Genomic DNA, 24,330 nt, shown 5'->3' with positions numbered 1-24,330 from the left:
GGTAACTTGAAATCGGAGGGCGTAAGATGGCGCCCAGGCGTCCTCGGGCTGCGGGCGCGATCCCGAAACTGGTCGAACGCGCCGCATCCCACCCCGCCGAGCCGGGCGAGCTTTATGCTGCGCTCGATCTCGGCACCAACAGTTGCCGGATGCTGATCGCCCGACCGAAGGGCGATCAGTTTCAGGTCGTGGACAGCTTTTCCAAAGCTGTTCAACTCGGTCAGGGGCTGGAAGCCTCGGGCCGGTTGTCGCGCTCGTCGATGGCGCGCACCGTGCAGGCGCTGCAGATCTGCCGCCGCAAGATCGAAACCCATGGCGTCAAGCGGATGCGGCTTGTCGCGACCGAGGCCTGCAGGCGGGCGGGCAATGCGCGTGATTTCATCCGCTATGTCCGGCGCGAAACCGGGCTGCCGCTGGAAATCATCCCGCCCGAGGAAGAGGCGCGGCTGGCGGTGATCTCCTGCGCCTCGCTGGTCAATCCGCGCAGCGAACAGGTGCTGGTGGTCGACATCGGCGGCGGCTCGACCGAACTTGTGTGGATCGACATTTCCAAGGTGCCGCATTCGGACCGGCCGCGTTCGATCATGCGGCTCTCGGGCGGCTTCGATCAGCCCGAGGGCGAGATTCCGCAGGCGCGGGTGGTGGACTGGATTTCCGTTCCGCTGGGCGTTGCCACGCTCAAGGACCAGTTCGGCGATGTCGAGGATGACGCCGCGCGCTTCGCGCTGATGTCCTGGTTCTTCGAGGAAAAGCTGGCCGATTTCTCGCCCTATGCCTCGGGGACGCCGCAGGAGGGGTTTCAGGTGATCGGCACCAGCGGAACGGTGACGACGGTTGCCGCTTGCCATCTGAACCTGAAGCGCTATGACCGCAACCGGGTCGATGGTCTGACGATGACCTCGGGCGAGATCGACGCGGTGATCCGCTCGTTCCTGACGCTTGGCCCCGAGGGGCGCCGCGCCGATCCGCGCATCGGGCGCGACCGGCACACGCTGATCATGTCGGGGGCGGCGATCTTGCAGGCGCTGATGCGGGTCTGGCCGACGGACAAGATGTCGGTGGCCGACCGCGGCCTGCGCGAGGGGCTTTTGTATGCGCAGATGGCCGAAGACGGCGTGATCGAAGAAATGAAGCCGATCGAGGGAGAGATGAAATGACGAAACCCCCCAGCGGCAAATCGGGCGGCGCGGGCTCTGGCAAGAACACTTCGGGGCGCGGGCAGCGCGATCTGCGGGTGCGGGTGAAGACCGCGAAGGGACGCAAGCTGTCCTCGACGCTCTGGCTGGAACGGCAGCTGAACGACCCCTATGTGGTGCGCGCGAAGAAAGAGGGCTATCGCGGTCGCGCCGCCTACAAGATCATGGAACTGGACGACAAGTTCCGCTTCCTCGTGCCGGGGGCGCGGGTGGTGGACCTTGGCTGCGCGCCGGGGGGCTGGTGTCAGGTCGCGGTCGCGCGGGTGAATGCGCTGGGCGAAAAGGGCGGCAAGAAGGTCGGCACGGTTCTGGGCGTCGATCTGCAGGAGATCGCGGCGATTGCCGGGGCCGAGCTGCATCAGCTGGACTTCCTGGAAGATGGTGCCGATGACAAGGTCAAGGCCTGGCTTGGCGGCCGCGCCGATGTGGTGATGTCGGACATGGCGGCGGCCGCCTCGGGCAACCAGCAGGTGGACCATTTGCGCATCATCACTTTGTGCGAACATGCCGCCTATTTCGCCTTCGACGTGCTGGAACTGGGCGGCACCTTTGTCGCCAAGGTTCTGGCGGGTGGCGCCGAACAGGGGCTGATGACGGTCCTGAAGAAGAACTTCGAGAAGGTGGTGAACATGAAGCCGCCCGCCAGCCGCAAGGACAGCTCGGAAAAATTCGTCGTCGCCACCGGCTACCGCGGCAAGCGCCACGAAGAGGGGCAGGCGGAGCCCGCCGAGGCGTGAGTCTTAGACCAAAGTCGTAGGCCCCCCGCCTGCTCTTGCGTGACGCCGCAAAGCGCCTATCCTGCGGAAAGCACCGAAAAGAGGGGAGGCTTTCCGATGCGTCTTTCTGCCCCCACGCGCAACCATGCCGAGATCGTGCAAGCGGTCGTCGCCTCGTCCACCGCGGCGGGGCGGGCGGGCTTTGCCGCCAGCTGGCGCCGGTCGATGATCCATCACAAGCTGGACCCGGCGCGGGCGCGGGTCTCCGATCGGCTGACCGCCGCCGATATCGCCGCCCGGCGCGAGGCGGCGGGGCTGCTTCTGCGCGTCGCGACGCCGGTGCTCGACCGGCTCGCCCGCGCCGCCTGCGAGGCGGGCTGTGCGGTGTTCCTCTCGGATGCCGAGGGGCTGGTGCTGGAAGAACGCATGCGCGAGGCCGACCGGCGGGCCTTTCACGGCTCGAATCTCGCCCCCGGATCGGACTGGTCCGAGGGGCGCGAGGGCACGAACGGCATCGGCACCTGTCTGGCCGAGGGCCGGCCCGTCACCGTCTGGCGCGATCAGCATTTTCGCGCCACCAACACCGGGCTGACCTGCATGGGCTCGCCCGTCCATGGCGCGCGGGGGGAACTTGCCGGGGTGATCGACGTCAGTTCCGCGCGCGAGGACATGACCGAGGGCTACGCCCGCCTTGTCGCGCTGACGGTGCAGGATGCGGCGAGCCGGATCGAGGCGGATCTGTTCCGCGCCTCCTTCGAGGGGGCGCGGATCCTCTCGACCGGCTCGGCCGAAGAAAGCCCGCAGGGGGTGGTGCTTCTGGCGCTTGATCGCGACGATCTGGTGATCGGGGCGACGCGGGCGGCGCGGCGCCAGCTGGGCCTTGACGAGGCGCAGATGGGCCGGGTGCCCGCCACGGATCTGTTCGGCGCCAAGCGCGACGAGGGGCATGGGGCGCTGGCCGAGGCGCAACGCGCCGAGATGGTGCGGGCGCTGGCACGCTCGGGCGGCAATGTCTCGGCGGCGGCGCGCGATCTCGGCATCGGCCGCGCCACCTTCTATCGCAAGGCCAAGGCGCTCGGGCTGGCGGTGTAAGGGCAGGGGGGCGCTGCCCCCCTCTTGCCCGTGCCGGGCAATTCACCCCCCGGGATATTTGCACCAAGGTGAAAGGACAGGCAGGCGGGCGCCCCGAAACGGAGCGCCTTTGGTCTTTCACCTTGGCCGAAATATCCCGGGGGGTGAGGCGCATGACGGCTCCAATTGAGTTTGTTACCGCGCGTTTTTTGGTGCTTTTGTTTTCAATGGGTTACGGGGTGGCTATTTCACCGGGTTTGTTACAGAACGCCGGGAAGCGGGCAGAAAGCGCCGACTGCAAAATTCCGTGTCACGAAATAATTCAATGAAATCAATGTGAGGTTCGGCTAAGGTGTGGAGCGTTTCCCCCACACTCGACGAAATCGGGAACTATTTTGTTCCCACTTCTCGTTCCGGATGCGCCCTGAGATCATCATAAAGGGCCTCACGATCAGGCGAGAAGCGCTGGCCGTCTGTGGCGAAGCGCCGAGTCAAGTCCACAAAGATTAGCATCGACTTTGCTGCAACCTCGGCATCTGGCACACCCGCAACGTCGTCATCACCGAAAATCACCGCATCGCGCCGCACCTGCTCTTCTCTCATCCACCGAATGAGAGAAGACACCACGTTGAAACACGCTATCGCATAGTCTTTCTTGGACGCCCCTGGCTCAAAGTTCTCGGCACTGCGCCCAACAAGCCAGTCGAGCGAGACCTGCATTCCATCACCTATAGCAACCAGCGCATCTAAGCCCGGCCGCCGCGCGCCCTCGAGCCGCATGTAGCTCTCTAAGGAACTCTTAGGGAGCCCGCATTTCTCCGCCATCTCTTGGATCGTGAGGCCGTGTTCAAAACGAAGCCTATGAAGGCGATGAACTAGCTCGCTGGGTCGCTCAACATCAGTCATTGAAAACACCGTATTGTAGGCATAGCTTCGCATTGTAAGCGAACCGCGAAACGTTAGGTCCATCGTGTCAGCTATTAACACACAAAGCGATGCAGGAAAAGTGCGCTATCAGCAGGCGCGCGCGGGCTTCATATTGCAGGGCACGTCGCTGAACGAGTGGTGCCGCCAGCATGGTTGCCACATCCAGAATGTCCGAGATGCGTTCTTTGGTAAGTGGAGTGGGCCTGCGGCAGAGGCCTTGGTTGCTCGCGTCACGACTGCGGCGGGACAAATTCAGTCATGATGTTGAAAGTCTCTGACATTGTTTGTCTTCCGGGCGTTCCAACTACAAACAGGGGCGCGCGAGACTGGCTTAAGGCACGCGAAATCCCTGTAGCTATTGAGCGCAACCGCTTCTGGTTCCATCTTTCTGATCTGCCCGAGGATGTTCGCAGCGCCTACGAGCTGCGGCGGATCGAGGCGGCGGGGCTTGACGGCGGGGAGTTCGACGCCGAAGCGCATGACCTGTTTGCGGCAGCGACTCCGCACATGCGCAAGGTTGCCCTGCGCAAAGCGGAAATCGCCCGTTTTCTGGTCAAGGCCGGTGTGCGCAAGGGGTGTGGCATCACCCGGGCGGTTGAAGCGCAGGCGCAGGCGACCTTTGGGAAAGACCTGACGAACCGGCAGGCCTTGCGGCGTATTTCGCAGGCGGTGGAAGGGGTTGATCCGGTCAACTTCGCCCCCGCGCTGTTGCATGACTATGCCAGAACGGGCAGCCCGGAGGCGGAGATTTCCGAAGAAGCCTGGTCCTATTTCATGACCACGCTGCGCGATGCGGGGCCGGAATTTCCCCTGATGCAAGCGTGGCGGGATGTGCGCGATGTGGGCGCAAAGTGCGGGTGGAGTTGGCCGTCCTATTCCACGGTCTGGAACAGGTGGAACGCCCTGCCCGAGGCGCAAAAGATACACGCCCGGCATGGCCGTGAAGCTGCCGTGAAAGCCTTGGCGATGCCCGTGACGCGGGACAAGACCTCGGTCAAGCCGCTGGAATGGGTGTCGCTGGACGGGCGCACGCTCGATTTCTGGGTCGATTTCGGCGATGGCAAGCCGGTGCGCCCGCTGATGGTCGCGCTGATCGATTCCGCGACGAACTTCGTTCTGGGCTATGAGCTGGACCGGTCCGAAAACGCCGTGGCGGTGGGCCGCGTGATCCGCAAAGTCTGCATGGAACACGGGATCTTCGATCGGCTTTATCCTGACAACGGGTCCGCTTTCGCCTCGCATTACGTTGCCGGGGGCGCGAAGCACAAGTGGCGGGGCAAAGGCAAGGCCGAAGGCGACGTGGTTCCGTTGGGGGTGTGTCATCACCTGGGAATCGAGATGACTTTCGCCATTCCGAAGAACGCCCAGGCGAAGGCGGCAGAGCGCACCTTTGCTACGATCTCGCGCACGATCGACGACAGGCCGGAATTCAAGGGCGCCCATGCGGGCCATGCGCCCGGCGCTGCGCCGGATGACTCGATTGTTCCGGTGCCGTTCGATGTTGCGGCGCGGGTGATCCAACGCGAGATCGAGCGGCACAACCACGAGGAAGGCCGCAAGGGACAAGGGGCCCGCGGGCGGTCCTATGCGCAGATGTTCCGCGATGGTTTGGCCGGGCGCATCGTTCGCCGCCCGACTTCGCAACAGCTTTACTGGGCGAGCCTGATCTACACGGCGGGTTCGGTCGATCGGTTCGGGCGGGTGCATGTGGGCACCTGGAGCTATGGCGGGCCTGAAACCCAAGACGCGCTTTTGGGCTGGCACAAGCAAGGGCAAATCCTGATCGGGCGCGATCCCGACAATTTCGAAGCGCCTGCGGTGGCCTTCGACAGCAAGGGGTATCTGATCTGCAAGGGGATCGAGCCCGTCAAAGCTGGGGCTTACGACAGTGTTAAAGGGGCGCTTGAAGCGGCCAAGAACCGCAAGGCCGCGCGGCAAGCAGTGGCAGCGGCAGAGGCGGCGAACGGCTATCTGACGGATGCGAAAATGGCGGCGGCGCTTGCCGCGCTGGACACGCTCGACACACCGAAGGGCAGCGAACCGGAACCCCCGGCGAAAGTTGTGGGGGCGCGGTTTGGCGGCACCCTGAAACCGGAACGCAAGGCGGTTGAAAAACCGAAGGCGGCGACGGTTCCCGAAGAATTCCTGCGCAACATGGATGCCGCTATCGCGGCGAAACTGGCGGGCGGGGAGAGGCTGGCATGAGAAGCGTTGCACCGCTTCCCATGCCGATCAAGGCGGGCATGGCCCGCATCTGTGAACGGAGGCCACAATGGCAGAAGTCTTGAAATTTGCAACACCTGAGGCGGAACTGCCGAAGGCGCTGCCCCGTTCGGGCGGCTTCGTGATGACACACACCGCCGCCGAGATTCAGCGGTCGGTCGATCTGATCCGCTCGATTGACGGCCCGGCCATGACGATGATCAGCGGCGCGCCGGGCGTGGGCAAGTCGGCCACGTTGCGGGAAATCACCCGCAAGCTGGGCGACGAGGCCGTGTATGTGACCATCGCCAAGGGCGAAGGGAACCCGTCGAACGTGGCGACCGCCATTCTGTCGCAGTGGCACGAAGGCGATATGCGGGGGCACGATCTGACGACGATCCGTCAGGCGATCGGGCGGCTGATCGGGCGGGGCCGGGTGCTTATGGTGGACGAGGCGCAGTTTCTGTTTCAGCGCCACAAGGCTTCCTGCACGAAGGGCGCGGCTTTCGACTGGCTGCGCGTTGCCAGCGAGGAAAGCGGCTTTGATCTGGTCTTCTGCGGCGATCTCACCTTGGCAGAGGTGATGACGAACTTTGCGCAGCTGCAAAGCCGGATGCGTCGCCCGGTGACGATCAAAGAAGTTGACCGGGCCGATGTGGAGGCGCTGGCGGTCGCGAACGGCCTGCAAGAGCGGGAAATCGTGACGGCACTGGCGGCGGCGGCGAAGTTGAAAGGCGGGCTGCGCAACGTCGAAAACGTGATCCGCAATGCGGAGCTTTTCGCGGGCGGCGGCGCGGTGACAGGCCAGCACGTCAAGGCGGCGATCATCGACCTGAAACTTGCGGCGCAGGACGGGCGGAAATGATTAAGAACGTGCGCCATTTTCTTTCCGCGAACCCGATGACGTTCAACGAGTTGCTGGACCTCTTCGAGGCTTTCCTGACGGCCTCTTACGACATCATCACCGAGGCAACGCGGACGCTCCACGATGACTTCGAAGGGGGCAGACTGCGCAACAATGATGACCTCGCAAGCATTTTCGGGGTGGCGGTTACTGGCGGCGACATGGCGAGGCGGCTTCAACAGATTCGGGCCAAACGCAACGCCGGGTCTGATGTGACGATCACCTTGACGCAGATCGACGCTGTGAGCCTTGAATGCACGCTTGTCGAAACTGACCACCTGCTTTCAGCAGCGGGTTGCGTCTTCGAGCACCTCCAGAAACGCGACACCGACGACGCGGGGGCTTCCGCAGTGATGGCCCTCGCGGAACGTGCGCTGTTCAACGCCTATGAAATCGAAGGCGCCCGCCTGCGCAAGTTCATCGATCAGCTTCGCGCTGCACAGAAGGATATCCCCACCAAACAGGAGAAAGTCGCATGACGATCACGGCCAGACAGACCAAGCTCCTTCATGTCGCCAAGCGGCAGATCGGGCTTGACGATGAAACCTATCGGCTCGCCCTGGTGAAGATCGCGGGCGTCACCACGTCGAAAGACCTCACGCAAGAGGGCTTTACGGCTGTGATGGGCGTGTTCGAATACTGCGGCTTCCGCCCGTTTGAGGCCAGCGGCAAGAGCTACGGCAAGCGCAAGGGCTTCGCCACGCCCGCCCAGGTCGAACTGATCCGCACGCTCTGGATGGAAATTCACCGCGGACGCGCCCTGGATGAAGACGCCTTGAACGGCTGGTTGCTGAAGTTCCACAAGGTATCTTCGCTGCGGTTCCTGACCGAAGGGGCCGCGCCGAAAGTGATCACGGGATTGAAGGCGTGGAAGAGCCGCGCGAAGTGACGGAGCCAAACGGGCAGGAAAGGGCGGCACCGAAAGGTGCCGCCTTTCGCATTTTTCCCCCTCGCAAAACAGCGCGTGAGCGCGCCAAGGAAACCCCTTCTTTGATTGCGGCACCTCGGGGCCAGAAACCGCCTTCCCCCCTTCAAAAACGGCCCGTTCCCCGTTCAACGAAGCGGATTGCGCGCGAGCGGTGCGACAGGGTGGAAATGGGCGAGGCCGGGCCGGGGTCGAACCGGCATCCATTCCGCGCAAACGAAACCCCCTTACCGATCGGGATCACGGCCTCAAGCACAGTGTAAGCAAGGCCACGACCGCATTCAACGGCGGCTTCATTCGGTGCTTGATCGGGGCGCGGTTCGGGGCGAACATGGCTCTGTTCCCCTTCATCACCTTCGCGCCCCGCGCCTTGCGCAAGGTCTTGCGGATTATTCGGCCCCGTTCGGCATCTTACTGCTTTTTCCAGATCGTTCGCCAAAGGCGAACTGGAAAAAGGACGCCGCCATGATCATCAACGGTCAAACGCTTGATCTTGCCTTCCGGGGCTTCAACACAATCTTTTCCGACGCTCTCGGCGAGGCTCCTTCGCATTACGACAAGATTGCGATGGTGGTTCCCAGCTCAAGCCGCGACGAAACCTATGGCTGGCTGGGCAACTTCCCGGCGATGCGGGAATGGGTCGGCCAGCGCCAGGTGAAGGCGTTCGAGGCGCATGGCTTCACGATCCGCAACAGGACGTTCGAATCGACGGTCGAGGTCAATCGGGTCGACTTCGAAGATGACCGGCTGGGCGTCTTCAAGCCCGCCTTCGCGGAAATGGGGCAAGCCGCCGCGCGCCACCCCGACGAGATGATCTTTTCGCTGTTGAAAAGCGGGTTCAACACGACCTGTTACGATGGGCAATTCTTCTTCGATGTGGACCATCCCGTCACCGGCAGCGACGATCAGGTGACCTCGGTTGCGAACACCGATGGTGGCGCGGGTCCGGGATGGTTCCTGCTCGACACGTCGCGCAGCGTGCGTCCGCTGATCTGGCAAGAACGCATGGGTTACGAGTTCCAGAGCCTCAACGGCACCGAAGACGAATACGTCTTCCGCAACGACAAGTTCCTGTATGGCATCCGGGCGCGGGTGAATGCCGGGTTCGGGCTGTGGCAATTCGCATGGGGCTCGAAGCAACCTCTGACTGCCGCGAACTATGCGGCGGCGCGCGCAGCCATGATGGGCTTCAAGACGGATGGCGGGCGTGTTCTGGGCGTGACGCCGAACGTTCTCGTTGTTCCGCCCGCTCTTGAAAGTGACGCGCTGAGCCTTCTGAACACCGAAACCAACAGCGGCGGCGGCTCGAACCCCTGGAAGGGAACGGCGTCTCTGATCGTGTCGCCCTATCTGTCCTGATCTGCGGAGGAACTGGCCATGGTGGCTTTGAGTGCAGAACGCAACACCGCCCGCCGCATGGGCGACACCCTCAACGATGCCTTGGCTGCAAGCGTCAAGGTCTGGAAAGGGGGCATCGTCATGCGCAACAGCGCCGGGTATCTGACCAAGGGCGCGATCGCGACGGGTGCTTTCGGGGTCGGGCGGGCCGAAGCGACGGTTGACAACAGCGCCGGGGTGGCCGGGGCCTTGACGATCGACTATCGGCCCGGCACCTTCCGCTTTGCGAACTTCGCGACGGACCTGATCACGCAAGCCGATGTGGGCAAGCTGTGCTACATCGTCGATGATCAAACCGTTGCGAAGACCGATGGCACCGCCACGCGCTCGCGCGCCGGGATCGTGGAAGGCGTCGACACCTCGGGCGTCTGGGTCCGCTTCGATGAAGCCGTGACGCGGGGCATGTAATGGCCCTGCAGCTTGCAACCTGCGAACTTGACCCTGCACCCGCAGGCGGCGCGCCCGAATGGGTGCATCTGCTGCCGCCTGGCAAGATGACCGGGCGCGATGGTCGAGGCTTCGAGCTGGCCGATCCGGCGGCGGTGATCCGGGACTTTCAGTCGCGCGGGGTCGATCTGCCGATCGACTACGAACACCAGAACGACCGGCCCGAGTCGAAACAGAACGGCCCTGTTCCCGCCGCTGGCTGGATCAAGGAACTTCGGTCCGACGACAAGGGCCTGTGGGGGCGCGTCGAATGGACCGCGACCGCCCGCGAAATGATCGGGGAACGGGAATACCGCTACCTGAGCCCGGTCTTCGTCTTCGACGGCAAGACGGGGAAGATCCTGCGCCTGAAAGGCGCTGGCCTTGTCCACAATCCGAACCTGCACCTGACGGCCCTGGCCAGCGAGGAACCCACGATGAACGCCCCCGAAACTGACGGCACTCAACCGACCGAAGCGACCGATGTTCTGCGCAAGCTGGCCGAGGCGCTTTCGCTGCCGCCGGAAAGCGATCCGGCGGCGATCCTGAAAACGGTGCTGGCGGCGCTGAAGACCGAGCAAGGCCCGGCCAAGGCCACCGCGCGTGAAACCGCCGATCCGGCGCGCTTCGTGCCGATCGAAGCCGTGTCCGAACTGCTGACGCATCACAATGCGCGCGTGGCCACGATGCAGGAACAGGACGCCCGCAGGCGGGTTGATGGTGCGCTTCGGGATGGGCACATCACGCCCGCCATGCGCGACTGGGCGACGGCGCTTTGCATGCAGGATGCGGCAAGCTTCGAGTCCTTCCTGGCGAAATCGCCCGCGCCCTATGCGCACCTGCACCGGGTTGCGATCAACGGCTTGCCGCCGGGGACCGCCGGAAGCGTTGCCGCTGCGACCGCCGAAGAGGCCGCGATCTGCGTCCAACTCGGGATCAAGCCGGACCGCCTGGCGAAGTGACGGCGGGCGCATCGCGCCCGCTTCCACCTGCACAACCTGCACCACTGCAAAGGGACAATGCCCGTGACGCCTGACCTTCCCCAGCCCGCCACGGGGCGGAACATCGTCAAAGCTCTGCCGCGCCCGCCCGCCTATCTCGCGCCCTATGTCGAGGTTCTTGGGGGCGATCTGGCAATCGAATTCCTTCTGGCCTTCGGGGGGGCCGACATGACCTTTCCGAGCGATGAAGAGCGCGCGAAAGAGGGGGCGGCGGCGCGGATGGTTGGGGGCAAGCGACTCGTCGCGCTTGGGGATCGGCTTTGCGCCACGCGGGCCAAGGTGCCGCTGGGCGATCGCTGGCTTGCGGCGGCTCTTCAAGCGAAGGGATGTTCGATCGCCGAGATTGCCCGCCGGGTGCGCAAGAGTGATGTCACCGTTCGCAGCTGGTTGAACGGCACCGTTCAGCCGAATCCCCACGCGAAAGCCGGGGATGACACATGACAGGCGCGCCCGACACGTCGCATGACTGCCCGAAGGCTGCGGCTGCGGCCCTGGCACAGGTGGCGCTTGCCCTGGCCGAGGTGAAGGCCGGGCAAGCAGCCGTTGCGCGTGCCGTCACCGGGCTTGAAGCTGCCCTTGAAGTGGGTCTTCAAGAGGGGCTGCAAAGCCTGCCCGAATGCACGGCCCTGCCTTCGGAACACCGCCGCGCGCACCGCTTCGGCACGCCTCGCAAGATCGACGGCGACCCGGAGTTGCAGGCCTTCATTGCGGCGCGGGTCGATCGTCTCACCTTCGAGCAAATCGCCGCCGAAGTTGCGGCCCACTTCCCACCGGCCCGCCATGTCCGCAAAACGGCGATCTGGGATTGGTGGAAGCGGCAACAGGCTGGCACCTGAGGCAATGCCGAACGTCGCCGAACGGTCCGGGATAGTCTGCGGACTGACTGGCACTTCCGGTAACAGACCCCACGAAAAGACGTTACAGGGACAATGAAAGATAACAGCGCAGCCGAGGGGGGCAGAGCCCCCCTCTCCCTACCTGCGACCCCGCGCCGCCTTTACGAATTTTGCGATGCTGCGCCTGCACCTGTCTCGCCCCTGAAACAGCTCAGCCATAACCCCAAAACAAAGCGGCTATGCAAGAATCGCAAAGAGGCGCAGTCTCTTCGCATCGACACCCCGGGGAGGGGGTCAGACCATCAGGGAGGACAAGATGGCCAACGACATGCCGCATGATTTCAAGGGGGTGATGGTGTCGCCCTTCAAGCCGCGCTACGACAACTTCATCGGCGGCAAGTGGACGCCGCCGGTGGGCGGCAAGTATTTCGACAACATCACGCCGATCACCGGCGAGAAGATCTGCGAAGTCGCCGCCTCGACCGCGGCCGATGTCGAGTTGGCGCTCGATGCCGCCCATGCCGCGAAAGGCGCCTGGGGCACCACCTCGGCCGCGCATCGCTCGAACGTGCTTTTGAAGATCGCCGACCGGCTGGAAGAGAACCTCGATCTGCTCGCCGCCGCCGAGACCTGGGACAACGGCAAGCCGATCCGCGAAACCACCGCCGCCGATATCCCGCTTTCCGTCGATCATTTCCGCTATTTCGCGGGGGTGCTGCGCAGCCAGGAAGGCTCGATGTCGGAAATCGACAATGACACCGTGGCTTACCACTATCACGAGCCGCTGGGCGTCGTCGGCCAGATCATCCCGTGGAACTTCTCGATCCTGATGGCGGCGTGGAAACTGGCCCCGGCGCTGGCGGCGGGCAACTGCATCGTCTTGAAACCGGCCGAACAGACCCCGTCCGCAATCATGGTGCTGATCGACGTGATCAAGGACCTGCTGCCGCCGGGCGTTCTGAACATCGTCAACGGCATGGGCCCCGATGTCGGCGCGCCGCTGGCCCGGTCGAACCGGATCGCCAAGATCGCCTTCACCGGCTCGACCGAGACCGGCCGCAAGATCATGCAATATGCGACCGAAAACCTGATCCCGGTGACGCTGGAACTGGGCGGCAAGTCGCCGAACATCTTCTTCTCGGATGTGATGGCCAAGGATGACGCCTTCCTCGACAAGGCGGTCGAGGGCTTCGTGCTCTTCGCCTTCAACCAGGGCGAGGTCTGCACCTGCCCGTCGCGCGCGCTCATTCAGGAGGACATCTACGAAGAGTTCATCGCCCGCGCCATCGCCCGGGTGAAGGCGATCAAGCAGGGCGACCCGCGGCTTATGGAAACCATGGTCGGCGCGCAGGCAAGCCAGGAGCAGCAGGACAAGATCCTGTCCTATCTGAAGATTGGCCGCGAGGAAGGCGCGCAGGTTCTGTGCGGCGGCGATGCGGCGAGCCTTGGCGGCGATCTGAAGAACGGCTTCTACATCCAGCCGACGATCCTCAAGGGCCACAACAAGATGCGGGTCTTCCAGGAGGAAATCTTCGGGCCGGTCGTTTCGGTGACCACCTTCAAGGACGAGGATGAAGCCCTGCACATCGCCAATGACACGATGTATGGCCTTGGCGCCGGTGTCTGGTCGCGCGACATCAACACCTGCTACCGCTTCGGCCGCCACATCCAGGCCGGGCGCGTCTGGGTCAACAACTACCATGCCTATCCGGCCCATGCGGCCTTTGGCGGCTACAAGCAGTCGGGCATCGGGCGCGAAACCCACAAGATGATGCTTGATCACTATCAGCAGACCAAGAACATGCTGGTCAGCTACAACCCGAACAAGCTGGGCTTCTTCTGATCCCTCCCCGCCCAGCCGGGCCGCGGCAGTGCCGCGGCCCCACTTTCGAAGCCTTGCGCCCAAGGCGCAACCGGGTCGTCCTGCCGGGCGGCCCGGTTGATGGTTTCGGGGCTTAACTCGCCTTATGGTAATTTATCGAGCCGGTTAATCCCGTAAATCGGGTGTTCACGATTTTCCGCTATCCCGTCTGCGACTGACGATGGAGACCGTCGATGACGCTTCGCAGACAGATCCTTTTGCTTCCCCTTCTGACCGCGGTGATCGCGATCGTGCTCAACCTGTCCGGCATGGTGCTGGTCGGGCAGCGCACGCTGGACGCCGCCTATACCAAGGAACGCGCCGTGGCCGCGGATGCGCTGCGGCTGGCGATCGACGCCCGCACGACACAGGCGCTGTCGATGGCCCAGATCATCGCGGGGGTGCCCGCGATCCAGGAGGCCGTCTCGCGCCGTGATGACGCGGCGATCGAGACGATGCTGGCGGGCTCGATCAAGGCGATGATGGCCCAGACCGGGATGACACAGCTGCATTTCCATGTCCCGCCGGGCATCTCGATGATCCGGGTGCATCAGCTCGACAAGCGCGGCGACGATCTGACGAAAACCCGCCCGATGGTGGTCAGGGCGAATGCGGAGCAGGTGCCCGAGCGCGGGCTTGAACGCGGCAGAACCGGGATCGGCGCGCGCGGCGTCGCCCCGATCAGCTGGCAGGGCGCCCATGTCGGCACCGTCGAGGTCGGCTTTGACATGGATGCGCAGTTTCTGTCGGCGATGTCACGGGATACGGGGAACGAGTTCGAGTTTTACGCGGTGCCCCCGACGGGCTCGGCGGACAAGATCGAGCGCATGGCCGAAACCACCGGCGAGGCGCCGATGCTGGCGGCGGGCGATTTCGAAACGGTGCTGAACTCCGACGGCATGGATGTGTTGCGGGATTTCGGCGGCGTGCCCCATGTCGGCCGCGCCGTTGCGGTAAAGGATTTCTCGGGGGTTCCGATCGGCATCTATGTCGTCGCCTCGCCGGATCATCTGGCGGCCGAGATGCTGGCGGCGCAGGCCCGGCTGAGCGCGATTGCGGTGGTGGTGTCGCTGGTGCTGGCCTCGGGCGTGGCCTGGGCGGGCGGGCGGCATATTGCTTCCTGCGTGCAGCGCCAGGCGGCGACGACGCAGGCGATCGCCGAAGGGCGGACGGATGTCGAGATCGTCGGGACCGAGCGCAAGGATGAGCTGGGCGACATGGCGCGGGCTCTGGTGGTGTTCCGCACCAATCTGCAGGAAAATGCCCGGATGCAGGCGGCTCTGCAGGCCGAGGAACAGGCGAAACGCCGTGCCGAGGAGACGGCCCGGGCCGAGGCCGAGCGCGCCGAGGCGGAGCGCCGCCGGGCCGAGGCCGAGGCGCTCGAACGCGATCGGCAGCGCGTCGAGGCGGAGCGGCTCGACGCGGCCCGGCGCGCCGAAGAGACGCGGGCGCGTCTGACCGAACAGCAGCTCGTGGTCTCGGCGCTGTCGAAAGCGCTCGAATGCCTTGCGGCGGGCGATCTGCACTGCGTCATCGAAACCCCGCTGCCGGGCGAATACGATCAGCTTCGGGCGCATTTCAACACCGCCATCGGTCAGCTGGGCGATGCGCTCGTGCAGATCGACATGTCGGCGATGCGGGTCGATGCCGAGGCGGGCAAGCTTTCGCAGGCCAGCACGCAGCTCGCGCACAGCACCGAACGCAATGCGGCGGCGCTGGAGGAAACGGCGGCGGCGCTCAACCAGTTGACAAGCTCGGTTTCCTCGGCGGCTGACGGGGCGGCGCAGGCGCGTGAAATCGCGGCAAAGGCGCGTCAGAATGCGGAAAGCGGCGTCGGCGTGGTGGCCGAGGCCGTGGCGGCGATGGCCGAGATCGAGGCCTCGTCGCAGTCGATTTCGCGCATCACCCATGTGATCGAGGAAATCGCCTTTCAGACCAACCTGCTGGCCCTCAACGCCGGGGTCGAGGCGGCGCGGGCGGGCGAGGCGGGACGCGGTTTTGCCGTCGTCGCCTCGGAGGTGCGGGCGCTGGCGCAGCGGGCCTCGGATGCGGTGCGGGAGATTTCGCAACTGATCGAAACCTCGACCACGCAGGTGCAGGGCGGGGTGAAGATGGTCGGCCGGACCGGCGAGGCGCTGGATCAGATCGTGACCTCGGTGCGCGACATCTTTGACCGGATGGGCGAAATCGCCGCCTCGGCCGAGGAACAGGCCCGCGGCATCGTCGAGATCAATGGCGCGGTGACCCAGCTCGATCAGACGACGCAGCATATCGCGAACATGACCGACATGTCGGCGGCTTCGGGGCGGGCGCTTGCCAGCGAGGGCAGCGACCTGCGCCAGACCGTCGAGCGGTTCCAGCTGCCCGAGGCGGGGGCGAGCGCGCATCTTTCCGCCGCCTGACCTTGCCGGAAAGGCCCGCGGCCAGGCCGCGGGCTGTGTGATCGGGCTTATTTCGCCGCCTTCTTCATCGACTTGGCGTGATTGGCAATCCAGTCCATCAGCGCGAGCAGCACCCCGGAGATGACGAAGACCAGATGGATCACCACCATCCAGGTGATTTTTTCCGGCGGATATTTGTCGATATCCATGAAGACCTTGAGCAGGTGAATCCCGGAAATCGCGACGATCGAGGCGACCAGCTTCAGCTTCAGCGTCGAGAAATCGACCTCGCTTTGCCAATCCGGCCGGTCCTCGTGGTCGTGGGTGTCCATGCGCGAGACGAAATTCTCGTAGCCCGAGAAGATCACGATCAGGATCAGGTTCGCGGCAAGGCTGAGGTCGATCAGCGACAGCGCCCCCATCACCGCGATATCCACCTCCATCTGCGGGATCTGCAGCGCGAAATGGTAAAGCTCCAGCACGAAGGCCCACAGCAGGATCACCAGCGTGCCCACAAGGCCCAGATACATCGGTGCCATCAACCAGCGACTGGCAAAAAGCACCCGTTCGATCGCGCGTTCCATGAATACTCCGTTAATGTCTGCCCCGCCTAGATAGGGACGGCCCCGCCGCGCGCAAGAGCCAGGGCGGCAGACCGGCCGAAAGGGATATCGGCTCAGCCGCCCTTGCGGAAGGCCGAGGGAGTCTTGCCGACCCTCGCCTGAAAGGCGCGGGTGAAATAGGCCGGGCTGTTGAAGCCAAGTGCTGCGGCGATGTCCTTCACCGGGGTTCCGGTCTCGCTCAGCAGCCGACGGGCTTCGTAAAGGCGGCGATCCTGCAGCAGGTCCGAGGCGGCCCGCCCACAGCTGATCCGGCACGAGCGCGTCAGATGCGTCGCCGTCACACCGAGCTGCGCGGCATAGTCCGCCACCCCCAGCCCGGAGCGGAAATCCCGTTCCAGAACAGCGGCATAGCGGGTCACCAGCTTGCGTGCGGCCTCCGAGGCGCGGGGCTCGGCCGCCTGCGACATGCCCTGACGTTCGATGATCACGCTCAACAGCCCGAGATAATGCAGCGCCGCCCGGTCCGATCCGGGACGGTTGCTTTCCAGCTCGCGGATCACCGATTCGATCAGCCCCGAGATTTCCGCCTGCACCGGAGGTTCGCGCACGCGCAGATATTGCGCCGCATGCGGCAGCGTCAGGTCCGAATTCTTGCCGAAAAACACCGCAAGGCCGGTGGTCTGGGTCGAGATCTCGAAGCCATGCATCACCCCCGCGGGCAGGAAGGCGGCCGAATAGGGGCCATAGCCGCGGGTCACGCCGCCCATGGTGATGCGGCCCTGACCGCGGGTGAACCACAGGAAACAGGGTTCCGACAGCGCCCGCATCGCCTCCACGCGCCAGCGCCCGCCCTGGGCGAGCCGGGCGATCGGCACGATGCGCGGCACCGAGGGCGGCTCGGGCAAGAGCGACTTCGGCCGGGCGGGCTGGGCCGCGACGGATGCGGCCGAAGCGCCCGGGCGCAGGGTCTTGGCGAAGGGCGCGAGCGGAGGGGTCTTGAAAAGGGTCACGTAAACTTCCGGGGCGGCGGCGGTCGGCCCAAGGATAGGGAAGATCCCCTTGTTAATCCAACGAAAAACGCGGCCGCGCGGAAATTGGCGCGGCCCGGTTTCAGCCCCGCAGGATGTTGTGCCAGCCCCCCATCCGGGCACGAAACCATGTGCGCTGGCGCTTCGCATATTGGCGCGAGGCGGCCTTGGCGCGGTCGGTCGCGGTGGCCAGATCGATCTCGCCGCGCAGATACGCGACCAGCTCGGGGGCGCCGATCGCCTTGGCCCAGAGCGCCGCGCCGTCCCACTGGGGCAGCCGGGCGCGGACCTCGTCAAGCGCGCCCGACTCAAGCATCGTCTCGAAGCGGGCATCGATCCGCGCCGCCAGAAGGTCGCGCTCGGGCGAGAGCAGAAGCGGGACGGCGGCGGCCAGCGGCAAAAGCGGCGGCGGCGTATCATCCTGCCAGGCGGCGAGCCCCCGGCCGGTCGTGCGCGCCACCTCCCAGGCCCGCTGCACCCGCATCGGATTGCGCGGATCGACGCGGGCGGCGGTGGCGGGGTCCAGCTCGGCCAGCAGGCCCGCGTGCCCCTCGGTCAGGCGGCGCCGGTCGGCCTCGGCGCGGATCTCGGCGGGCGTGGCGGGGATCTCGGCCAGCCCCTCGGTCAGCGCGGTCAGGTAAAGCCCGGTGCCGCCGGTGATGATCGGGCGCGGGCCGGTGCCCGCGCGAAAGGCCGCAAGGATCGGGCCGATCTCGCGCAGCCAGGCGCCGACGGAATAATCCTCGCCCGGGGCGCGGTGGCCGTAAAGCGCATGGGGCGCGCGGGCCTCTTCCGCGGCCGAGGGCCGGGCCGAGAGCACGCGCCAGCACGACCAGACCTGCAGCGCATCGGCATTCACCACCACGCCGCCGGATTGTTCCGCAATTTCAAGCGCCAGCGCGGATTTGCCCGAGGCCGTCGCCCCCGCGATCAGCACCGGGCGGTCAGCGGGCAGGGCGGCAAGGTCGAACACGGCGATGATCCCGAGGCTGCGGTTGAGGTTGATCCCGGACGCCATTTGCGACATTTTGCGCCCCGATGACAACCAGGGACCGCCAAGGAGCCGCGATGACCGAAGCCAACGAACCGATCGTGAAATACAAACGCGTGCTTCTGAAGATCTCGGGCGAGGCGCTGATGGGCGATCAGGGCTACGGCCTGCATCCGCCGACCGTCGAGCGCATCGCCCGCGAGGTGAAATCGGTGCGCGATCTGGGCGTCGAGATCTGCATGGTGATCGGCGGCGGCAACATCTTCCGCGGCCTTGCGGGCTCGGCGCAGGGGATGGAGCGCACGACGGCCGATTACATGGGGATGCTGGCGACGGTGATGAACGCGCTCGCCATGCAGGGCGCGCTCGAATCGATGGGGGTCTTCACCCGCGTCATCAGCGCGATTCCGATGGATCAGGTCTGCGAGCCCTACATCCGCCGCCGCGCCGTGCGACATCTGGAGAAAAAGCGCGTCTGCATCTTTGCCGCGGGCACCGGCAACCCCTATTTCACCACCGACACCGCCGCGACCTTGCGGGCGAACGAGATGTCCTGCGAAGCGATCTTCAAGGGCACCAAGGTCGATGGCGTCTATGACATGGACCCGAAGAAACACGCCCATGCGAAGCGCTACGACACCGTCAGCTATGACGAGGTGCTGCAAAAGAACCTCGGCGTCATGGATGCCTCGGCGATTGCGCTGGCGCGCGACAACAACCTGCCGATCATCGTGTTTTCGCTCGATGAGCCGGGCGGGTTCCGCGGCATTCTGGCCGGGCAGGGCACCTATACCCGCGTGCAGGGCTGAGATCGGCGACATGTGACGCAACGGAACGGCTGCGTGCGCTTGGCCCCTATCCAAGCGCCGCCCGCCCCGTTAAGAAGACGAAAACGGAAAAGAACGGGGGAACCCATGTCCGACGACATCGAAATCGACACCGACGACCTCGAACGCCGCATGGAAGGCGCGATGCATGCGCTGAAACATGAATTCGGCACGCTGCGCACCGGGCGGGCCTCGGCCTCGATGGTCGAGCCGATCATGGTCGATGCCTATGGTTCGCTGGTGCCGATCAACCAGGTCGGCACGATCAACGTGCCCGAGCCGCGGATGGTCACCGTGAACGTCTGGGACAAGGGCATGATCAACAAGGTCGAAAAGGCCATTCGCGATTCGGGCCTGGGCATCAACCCGCAGACCAACGGCCCGATCATCATGCTGCCGATCCCCGAGCTGAACGAGGAACGCCGCCGCGAGCTGACCAAGGTCGCCGCGCAATATGCCGAACATGCCCGTGTCGCCATTCGCAACGTGCGCCGCGACGGCATGGACCAGATCAAGAAGGCCAAGGCGAACGGCATGTCGGAAGACGACGTGAAGTTCTGGGAAGGCGAGATCGAAGAGCTGACGAAAAAGCACATCGGTGTGGTCGACAAGGCGCTTGAGGGCAAGCAGGCGGAGATCATGCACGTCTGAGACGTGCAGAAAGGCAGATGATGACCGCGACCGAGCCCCGACCCGCGCCGAACGGCGGTGGCGTCACCGATTACGGCGTCTCGCATGTCGCGATCATCATGGACGGCAACGGCCGCTGGGCGAAGCAGCGCGGCTGGCCGCGGCTGGTCGGGCACCGAAAGGGCGCGGAACGGGTCAAGGAGATCGTCCGCGCCTGCCCCGATCTGGGGGTGAAATGGCTCACCCTTTATGCCTTTTCGACCGAGAACTGGAAGCGCTCGACCGAGGAAGTCCTTGGGTTGATGTCGCTTTTTGCCCGCTACATCCAGCGTGAAGCCGATGCGATGTCGGCCGAGGGGGTGCGGATGCGCTTCATCGGCGACCGCGGGCCGCTGGATGGCAAGCTGCGCGGGCTGATGGACGGGATCGAGGCGCGCACGGCGATGAATGCGCGGCTGAACCTGACCGTGGCGATCAATTACGGCGGCCGCGACGAGCTGCGCCGGGCGGCGGTCCTGATGGCCGAGGAAGTGGCGGCCGGGCGGCTGGCCCCCGAGGCGATCACCGAGGCGGTCTTTGCAAGCCATCTCGACACCGCGGCGATCCCCGATCCGGATCTGGTGATCCGCTCCTCGGGCGAGACGCGGACGTCGAATTTCCTGCCCTGGCAGGCGGCTTACGCGGAATATGAATTCACGCCGACGCTTTGGCCGGATTTCAACCCGGCGGCGCTGGCGGCGATACTTTCGCAATTTTCCGGCCGCGAGCGGCGTTTCGGCGGGGTGAAGGGATGAGCGGCAACTGGTCGGATCTGCGCGCGCGCACGGGCTCGGGGCTGGCGATGGTCGCGGCGGGGGCGCTGGCGATCTGGCTGGGGGGGCTGCCGTTTCTGCTGCTGGCGGTGCTGGTCACCGGGCTGATGATCTGGGAACTGGCGGCGATGACGCGCCCCGAGGGGGCCGCGTCCTGGCCTGCGGTGGGCCTTGGCCTGACCGGCGCGGCGGCGCTGTTTGCCGTTGTCTTCGGGCATCTTTGGTTCCTGACGCCGCTTCTGATCCTGCCCGCGGCCCTTGGCAGCTTCGCCACGGCCCGCCGCGACCGGGCGATTTTCGCCGCCTATGCGGTGCTGATCATGCTGGCGGGCTATGCGCTGGCGGCGCTGCGCCTTGGCGTCGGTGCCGAGGTGATCTTGTGGCTGGTCTGCGTCATCGTCGCCTCGGACGTGGGCGGGTATTTTGCGGGCCGTGCCCTGGGCGGGCCGAAATTCTGGCCCAGCGTCTCGCCGAAAAAGACCTGGTCGGGCACCGTGGCGGGCTGGGTCGGCGCGGGCGCCGTGGGCGGGCTTTTCGCCGCAGCGGGCCCGGGCGGTCTTGCGCTTGTCTGGCTTTCGCCGATTGTGGCGCTTGCCGGGCAGATGGGCGACATCGCGGAAAGCGCGATCAAGCGGCGGATGGGGGTGAAAGATTCCTCGGCCCTGATCCCCGGTCACGGCGGAGTGCTGGACCGGTTCGACGCGCTGATCGGCGCGGCTCTGGTGGTGCTTTTGCTTGTGCCCTTGATGCCGCAAACGCTTTTCGGAGGCTAAGTCATGCGACGCATTACGGTTTTCGGGTCCACCGGCTCGATCGGGGTCAATACGCTTGACCTGATCGCCCGCCGACCCGGGGCCTTTCAGGTGGTGGCCCTGTCTGGCGGGCGCAACATCCGGCTTCTGGCCGAACAGGCGCGGGCCTTCCGGGCCGAGGTTGCGGTGACCGCGCATGAAGACTGCCTGCCCGCGCTGCGCGACGCGCTGGCCGGAACCGGCATCGAGGCGACGGCGGGCAAAGCCGCGCTGATCGAGGCGGCTTTGCGTCCGGCCGACTGGATCATGTCGGCGATCGTCGGCGCCGCGGGGCTTGCGCCGGGGTTTGCCGCGCTCTCGCAGGGCACGACGCTTGCGCTGGCGAACAAGGAATCGCTGGTCACCGCCGGGCCGCTGCTTCTGGCCGAGGCCGCGAAACACAACGCGCGCCTGTTGCCGGTCGACAGCGAACATTCGGCGGTCTTTCAGGCGCTGGTGGGCGAGGAGATCGACGCGGTCGAGCGGGTGATCATCACCGCCTCGGGCGGGGCGTTCCGCGACTGGCCGATCGAGAAACTGGCGCAGGCGACGGTGGCGCAGGCCTCGACCCATCCGAACTGGGCGATGGGGCAACGGATCACCATCGATTCTGCGTCCATGTTCAACAAGGCCTTGGAACTAATTGAAACCAAGGAATATTTCGGCGTCAGCCCCGAACAGATCGAGGTGCTGGTGCATCCGGAATCGCTGGTGCATGCGCTTGTCGGCTTCAAGGACGGCGCGCTGATGGCGCATCTGGGCGCGCCCGACATGCGCCATGCCATCGGCTATGCGCTGAACTGGCCCGACCGCATCGACCTGCCCGTCGCGCGGCTTGATCTGGCGAAGATCGGCGCGCTGACCTTCCGCGCCCCGGATGACGCGCGCTTCCCCGCGCTGCGTCTGGCGCGCGAGGTGATGGCGATGGGCGGCACCGCGGGCGCGGCCTTCAACGCCGCCAAGGAAGCCGCGCTCGATGCCTTCATCGGCGAGGAGATCGGCTTTCTGGCGATGAGCCGTCTGGTCGAGGCCGTGCTGACCGAGATGACCGCGCGTCACGGGCTTGGAAAACCGCTCGACAGTCTCGATATGGTGATGGACACCGATGCCACCGCGCGGGCGCTTGCCCGCAGCCTTGTGCCGACAGTAAGGACCTGACCCTTGGATTTTCTTCCCGACCTCGTTTCGATGCTGCAGACCGTGCTGGCCTTTGTCGTCGCGCTCTCGATCATCGTCACGGTGCATGAATATGGCCATTACATCGTCGGACGGCTGTGCGGCATCAAGGCCGAGGCCTTCTCGATCGGCTTCGGGCCGAAGCTGATCAGCCGGGTCGACAAGCGCGGCACGGTCTGGAAGATTTCGCTTTTCCCGCTGGGCGGTTACGTCAAGTTTCTGGGCGATGCCAACGCCACCTCGGCGGGGGTGGACGAGGAAACCATGGCGCGGCTGAACGCCGAGGAACGCCGCCATTCGATGCATGGCGCGCCGCTTTGGGCGCGGGCGGCGACCGTTGCCGCGGGGCCGGTCTTCAACTTCATCCTGTCGATCCTGGTCTTTGCCGGGGCGATGGCCTGGGAGGGCAAGCCCGCCGTGCCGCCGCAGGTGGCGGAGCTGGTGGCGCTGCCCGGCGGCTCGGGCGATCTGCGCCCGGGCGACCGGCTTCTGGCGATCGAGGGCGTCGCGCTGCCCGATTTCGACCGTCTGCGCGAGGTGGCGACGCCGGAAAAACCCTTCCTCAGCTACCGGGTGCTGCGCGACGGCACCGATCTGGTGGTCGAGGGGCCGCAGCTTGCGCCGCCGCGCGCCGCGCAGGTGCTGCCGCAATCGGCCGCCGATGCCGCCGGGATCCGGATGGGCGACGTGATCACCGCGATCGACGGGCAGCCGATCTGGCGCTTTGACGATCTGGTCGCCAAGGTCGGCGCGGGCAAGGGCGCGCCCCTGACGCTGGATCTGTGGCGTCCCGCCGAGGAGGACAGCGGCGGCGCCACGCTCTCGGTGACGCTGACGCCGAAGATCGTCGACATGCCGCGCCCGGATGGCAGTTTCGTCAGCGATTACAAGATCGGCCTGATCGCGGGCCCGGGCTTCAGCCCGGTCACCGAGGCGATCGGCCCGGTCGAGGCGCTGACCGGCGGGGCAAAGCAGACCTGGGCGGCGATCACCGCCTCGGTCTCGGCGATCGAACATATCGTGCTGGGCAAGATTTCCAGCTGCAACCTGCGCGGCGCCATCGGCATTGCCGAGGGCTCGGGCGCGGCGGCCAAGGCGGGGGTGGCGGATTTCATCTGGTTCATCGCGATGCTGTCGACCGCGGTGGGCTTCCTGAACCTGTTCCCGATCCCGGTGCTGGATGGCGGCCATCTGGTGTTCCATCTCTGGGAAGGCGTCACCGGCAAGCCGCCGTCGGACCGGGTGATGAGCCTGATGGTATCGGTCGGGCTGGCGCTGGTGCTGGCGCTGATGGCCTTTGGCCTGTGGAACGATCTGGTGTGCTGAAACCGGCCGGGGCGCGGGGCGGAGGTGCCGCAAATTCGCCCCGATCCGCCCTAATTAGGCCGTATTGAACGGGTATTTCCTTTCCGAAAGGCAAAGGAGACCCGATCATGCAAGCGGTTCTGAGCGAAGGATACCGGAGCTTTGCGCTGGTCTTCGACCTTGCGGCGGATCGCATTCTGGTTCCGATGGCGATCTTCGTGGCGCTTGCGGGCGCCGTGGTGATCGGTGTCGAGGTTTCGGCGCTGCTTCCCGCCGCCGATCCGACCCTGTATCAGCTTTGATCAATCTACCATATCTCGCGCTTTCCTTGCGCCCGAACACGGTCTGTCGCTTTGACAAGGG

Annotated in this window: 25 protein-coding genes and 1 tRNA gene; 21 read left to right on the top strand and 5 right to left on the bottom strand. The window is 65.3% G+C overall.

Annotated elements, in window-relative coordinates; all coding sequences use genetic code 11:
- The first annotated feature begins 26 nt into the window (after positions 1–26).
- The 3 genes from FBT96_RS04445 to FBT96_RS04435 all read left to right on the top strand — a co-directional run bounded on the left by FBT96_RS04445 (position 27) and on the right by FBT96_RS04435 (position 3,004).
- Positions 27–1,157 (top strand): Ppx/GppA phosphatase family protein, encoded by a 1,131-nt coding sequence (locus FBT96_RS04445; RefSeq protein WP_136905133.1) that lies wholly within the window; start codon positions 27–29, stop codon positions 1,155–1,157.
- Entirely contained in the window at positions 1,154–1,933 is a 780-nt protein-coding gene (locus FBT96_RS04440) for an RlmE family RNA methyltransferase (RefSeq protein ID WP_136905132.1), read from the top strand. The genes FBT96_RS04445 and FBT96_RS04440 overlap by 4 nt, the downstream gene beginning before the upstream one ends.
- 96 nt (positions 1,934–2,029) lie before the next feature.
- On the top strand, positions 2,030–3,004 hold the full coding sequence (locus FBT96_RS04435) for a GAF domain-containing protein (RefSeq protein WP_136905131.1): 975 nt from the start codon (positions 2,030–2,032) through the stop codon (positions 3,002–3,004).
- Between the two features lie 369 nt (positions 3,005–3,373).
- Here the strand turns inward: FBT96_RS04435 and FBT96_RS04430 are convergent, their stop codons facing one another.
- Complete coding sequence (locus FBT96_RS04430; RefSeq protein ID WP_169583201.1) at positions 3,374–3,889, bottom strand: helix-turn-helix domain-containing protein; 516 nt, start codon at positions 3,887–3,889, stop codon at positions 3,374–3,376.
- Positions 3,890–4,417: 528 nt separating this feature from the next.
- Between FBT96_RS04430 and FBT96_RS04425 the strand changes: the two genes are divergently transcribed.
- From FBT96_RS04425 to FBT96_RS04410, 4 genes are all read left to right on the top strand, one after another.
- Entirely contained in the window at positions 4,418–6,115 is a 1,698-nt protein-coding gene (locus FBT96_RS04425; protein WP_169583199.1) for a transposase domain-containing protein, read from the top strand.
- A 67-nt stretch (positions 6,116–6,182) separates the two neighbouring features.
- Positions 6,183–6,977, top strand: a complete 795-nt coding sequence (locus tag FBT96_RS04420; protein WP_136905128.1) for an AAA family ATPase — start codon at positions 6,183–6,185, stop codon at positions 6,975–6,977.
- Positions 6,974–7,495: a hypothetical protein gene (locus tag FBT96_RS04415; protein WP_136905127.1), complete on the top strand. Its 522-nt coding sequence runs from the start codon at positions 6,974–6,976 to the stop codon at positions 7,493–7,495. The genes FBT96_RS04420 and FBT96_RS04415 overlap by 4 nt, the downstream gene beginning before the upstream one ends.
- Positions 7,492–7,905 (top strand): regulatory protein GemA, encoded by a 414-nt coding sequence (locus FBT96_RS04410; protein WP_136905126.1) that lies wholly within the window; start codon positions 7,492–7,494, stop codon positions 7,903–7,905. Before FBT96_RS04415 ends, FBT96_RS04410 begins: the two co-directional genes overlap by 4 nt.
- A 211-nt stretch (positions 7,906–8,116) precedes the next feature.
- Here FBT96_RS04410 and FBT96_RS20595 read toward each other — a convergent pair.
- Positions 8,117–8,191 (bottom strand) — tRNA-Ala (locus tag FBT96_RS20595).
- 215 nt (positions 8,192–8,406) lie between these two features.
- Here FBT96_RS20595 and FBT96_RS04405 point away from each other — a divergent pair.
- The 7 genes from FBT96_RS04405 (at position 8,407) to FBT96_RS04375 (ending at position 15,865) form a co-directional block, all read left to right on the top strand.
- On the top strand, positions 8,407–9,300 hold the full coding sequence (locus FBT96_RS04405) for a Mu-like prophage major head subunit gpT family protein (protein WP_136905125.1): 894 nt from the start codon (positions 8,407–8,409) through the stop codon (positions 9,298–9,300).
- 18 nt (positions 9,301–9,318) lie between these two features.
- On the top strand, positions 9,319–9,747 hold the full coding sequence (locus tag FBT96_RS04400; RefSeq protein ID WP_136905124.1) for a hypothetical protein: 429 nt from the start codon (positions 9,319–9,321) through the stop codon (positions 9,745–9,747).
- Positions 9,747–10,727, top strand: a complete 981-nt coding sequence (locus tag FBT96_RS04395) for a phage protease (protein ID WP_136905123.1) — start codon at positions 9,747–9,749, stop codon at positions 10,725–10,727. Before FBT96_RS04400 ends, FBT96_RS04395 begins: the two co-directional genes overlap by 1 nt.
- A gap of 57 nt (positions 10,728–10,784) precedes the next feature.
- On the top strand, positions 10,785–11,207 hold the full coding sequence (locus FBT96_RS04390; RefSeq protein WP_169583197.1) for a helix-turn-helix domain-containing protein: 423 nt from the start codon (positions 10,785–10,787) through the stop codon (positions 11,205–11,207).
- Positions 11,204–11,602, top strand: a complete 399-nt coding sequence (locus FBT96_RS04385; protein WP_136905121.1) for a sigma-70 family RNA polymerase sigma factor — start codon at positions 11,204–11,206, stop codon at positions 11,600–11,602. The genes FBT96_RS04390 and FBT96_RS04385 overlap by 4 nt, the downstream gene beginning before the upstream one ends.
- A gap of 316 nt (positions 11,603–11,918) precedes the next feature.
- The gene (gene adh, locus FBT96_RS04380; protein WP_169583195.1) at positions 11,919–13,445 is read left to right on the top strand and encodes an aldehyde dehydrogenase; all 1,527 of its coding nucleotides are present in this window, start codon (positions 11,919–11,921) and stop codon (positions 13,443–13,445) included.
- A 212-nt stretch (positions 13,446–13,657) separates the two neighbouring features.
- Complete coding sequence (locus tag FBT96_RS04375; RefSeq protein ID WP_136905120.1) at positions 13,658–15,865, top strand: methyl-accepting chemotaxis protein; 2,208 nt, start codon at positions 13,658–13,660, stop codon at positions 15,863–15,865.
- Positions 15,866–15,912: 47 nt separating this feature from the next.
- On the opposite strand, the gene FBT96_RS04370 is transcribed toward FBT96_RS04375, so the two are convergent.
- The 3 genes from FBT96_RS04370 to miaA all read right to left on the bottom strand — a co-directional run bounded on the left by FBT96_RS04370 (position 15,913) and on the right by miaA (position 18,453).
- A complete protein-coding gene (locus FBT96_RS04370; RefSeq protein ID WP_136905119.1) occupies positions 15,913–16,428 on the bottom strand; it encodes a TIGR00645 family protein in 516 nt (171 codons plus the stop codon).
- A 92-nt stretch (positions 16,429–16,520) separates the two neighbouring features.
- Entirely contained in the window at positions 16,521–17,417 is an 897-nt protein-coding gene (locus FBT96_RS04365) for an AraC family transcriptional regulator (RefSeq protein ID WP_249306298.1), read from the bottom strand.
- A gap of 100 nt (positions 17,418–17,517) precedes the next feature.
- On the bottom strand, positions 17,518–18,453 hold the full coding sequence (gene miaA, locus FBT96_RS04360) for a tRNA (adenosine(37)-N6)-dimethylallyltransferase MiaA (protein WP_394347659.1): 936 nt from the start codon (positions 18,451–18,453) through the stop codon (positions 17,518–17,520).
- Positions 18,454–18,503: 50 nt separating this feature from the next.
- Between miaA and pyrH the strand changes: the two genes are divergently transcribed.
- The 7 genes from pyrH to FBT96_RS20590 all read left to right on the top strand — a co-directional run bounded on the left by pyrH (position 18,504) and on the right by FBT96_RS20590 (position 24,269).
- Positions 18,504–19,235, top strand: coding sequence for a UMP kinase (gene pyrH, locus FBT96_RS04355; protein ID WP_013067349.1), 732 nt, complete (start codon positions 18,504–18,506; stop codon positions 19,233–19,235).
- Positions 19,236–19,340: 105 nt separating this feature from the next.
- Positions 19,341–19,904, top strand: a complete 564-nt coding sequence (gene frr, locus FBT96_RS04350) for a ribosome recycling factor (protein WP_136905117.1) — start codon at positions 19,341–19,343, stop codon at positions 19,902–19,904.
- A gap of 20 nt (positions 19,905–19,924) precedes the next feature.
- Complete coding sequence (gene uppS / locus FBT96_RS04345) at positions 19,925–20,677, top strand: polyprenyl diphosphate synthase (RefSeq protein ID WP_136905148.1); 753 nt, start codon at positions 19,925–19,927, stop codon at positions 20,675–20,677.
- A complete protein-coding gene (locus tag FBT96_RS04340) occupies positions 20,674–21,468 on the top strand; it encodes a phosphatidate cytidylyltransferase (RefSeq protein ID WP_136905116.1) in 795 nt (264 codons plus the stop codon). Before uppS ends, FBT96_RS04340 begins: the two co-directional genes overlap by 4 nt.
- A gap of 3 nt (positions 21,469–21,471) precedes the next feature.
- Complete coding sequence (gene dxr / locus FBT96_RS04335) at positions 21,472–22,644, top strand: 1-deoxy-D-xylulose-5-phosphate reductoisomerase (protein ID WP_136905115.1); 1,173 nt, start codon at positions 21,472–21,474, stop codon at positions 22,642–22,644.
- 3 nt (positions 22,645–22,647) lie between these two features.
- Positions 22,648–23,988: an RIP metalloprotease RseP gene (gene rseP, locus FBT96_RS04330; RefSeq protein ID WP_136905114.1), complete on the top strand. Its 1,341-nt coding sequence runs from the start codon at positions 22,648–22,650 to the stop codon at positions 23,986–23,988.
- A gap of 107 nt (positions 23,989–24,095) precedes the next feature.
- Positions 24,096–24,269, top strand: a complete 174-nt coding sequence (locus tag FBT96_RS20590; protein WP_169583193.1) for a hypothetical protein — start codon at positions 24,096–24,098, stop codon at positions 24,267–24,269.
- The last annotated feature ends 61 nt before the right edge of the window (positions 24,270–24,330 follow it).

The organism is Rhodobacter capsulatus (assembly GCF_005144475.1).
Classification (GTDB): domain Bacteria; phylum Pseudomonadota; class Alphaproteobacteria; order Rhodobacterales; family Rhodobacteraceae; genus Rhodobacter; species Rhodobacter capsulatus_C.
The sequence above is the reverse complement of the archived record's forward strand: the minus strand, read 5'-3'. Positions and strand labels throughout refer to the sequence as shown.

Coding starts and splice junctions, on each gene's coding strand:
- FBT96_RS04340 (WP_136905116.1), top strand. CDS start 20,674: ATGAGCGGCAACTGGTCGGATCTGCGCGCGCGCACGGGCTCGGGGCTG.
- FBT96_RS04435 (WP_136905131.1), top strand. CDS start 2,030: ATGCGTCTTTCTGCCCCCACGCGCAACCATGCCGAGATCGTGCAAGCG.
- uppS (WP_136905148.1), top strand. CDS start 19,925: ATGACCGCGACCGAGCCCCGACCCGCGCCGAACGGCGGTGGCGTCACC.
- FBT96_RS04390 (WP_169583197.1), top strand. CDS start 10,785: ATGCCCGTGACGCCTGACCTTCCCCAGCCCGCCACGGGGCGGAACATC.
- FBT96_RS04375 (WP_136905120.1), top strand. CDS start 13,658: ATGACGCTTCGCAGACAGATCCTTTTGCTTCCCCTTCTGACCGCGGTG.
- FBT96_RS04370 (WP_136905119.1), bottom strand. CDS start 16,428: ATGGAACGCGCGATCGAACGGGTGCTTTTTGCCAGTCGCTGGTTGATG.
- pyrH (WP_013067349.1), top strand. CDS start 18,504: ATGACCGAAGCCAACGAACCGATCGTGAAATACAAACGCGTGCTTCTG.
- FBT96_RS04430 (WP_169583201.1), bottom strand. CDS start 3,889: ATGACTGATGTTGAGCGACCCAGCGAGCTAGTTCATCGCCTTCATAGG.
- FBT96_RS04440 (WP_136905132.1), top strand. CDS start 1,154: ATGACGAAACCCCCCAGCGGCAAATCGGGCGGCGCGGGCTCTGGCAAG.
- miaA (WP_394347659.1), bottom strand. CDS start 18,453: ATGGCGTCCGGGATCAACCTCAACCGCAGCCTCGGGATCATCGCCGTG.
- FBT96_RS04445 (WP_136905133.1), top strand. CDS start 27: ATGGCGCCCAGGCGTCCTCGGGCTGCGGGCGCGATCCCGAAACTGGTC.
- FBT96_RS04400 (WP_136905124.1), top strand. CDS start 9,319: ATGGTGGCTTTGAGTGCAGAACGCAACACCGCCCGCCGCATGGGCGAC.
- FBT96_RS04405 (WP_136905125.1), top strand. CDS start 8,407: ATGATCATCAACGGTCAAACGCTTGATCTTGCCTTCCGGGGCTTCAAC.
- FBT96_RS04425 (WP_169583199.1), top strand. CDS start 4,418: ATGCGCAAGGTTGCCCTGCGCAAAGCGGAAATCGCCCGTTTTCTGGTC.
- FBT96_RS20590 (WP_169583193.1), top strand. CDS start 24,096: ATGCAAGCGGTTCTGAGCGAAGGATACCGGAGCTTTGCGCTGGTCTTC.
- FBT96_RS04415 (WP_136905127.1), top strand. CDS start 6,974: ATGATTAAGAACGTGCGCCATTTTCTTTCCGCGAACCCGATGACGTTC.
- FBT96_RS04420 (WP_136905128.1), top strand. CDS start 6,183: ATGGCAGAAGTCTTGAAATTTGCAACACCTGAGGCGGAACTGCCGAAG.
- FBT96_RS04395 (WP_136905123.1), top strand. CDS start 9,747: ATGGCCCTGCAGCTTGCAACCTGCGAACTTGACCCTGCACCCGCAGGC.
- dxr (WP_136905115.1), top strand. CDS start 21,472: ATGCGACGCATTACGGTTTTCGGGTCCACCGGCTCGATCGGGGTCAAT.
- frr (WP_136905117.1), top strand. CDS start 19,341: ATGTCCGACGACATCGAAATCGACACCGACGACCTCGAACGCCGCATG.
- FBT96_RS04410 (WP_136905126.1), top strand. CDS start 7,492: ATGACGATCACGGCCAGACAGACCAAGCTCCTTCATGTCGCCAAGCGG.
- FBT96_RS04385 (WP_136905121.1), top strand. CDS start 11,204: ATGACAGGCGCGCCCGACACGTCGCATGACTGCCCGAAGGCTGCGGCT.
- adh (WP_169583195.1), top strand. CDS start 11,919: ATGGCCAACGACATGCCGCATGATTTCAAGGGGGTGATGGTGTCGCCC.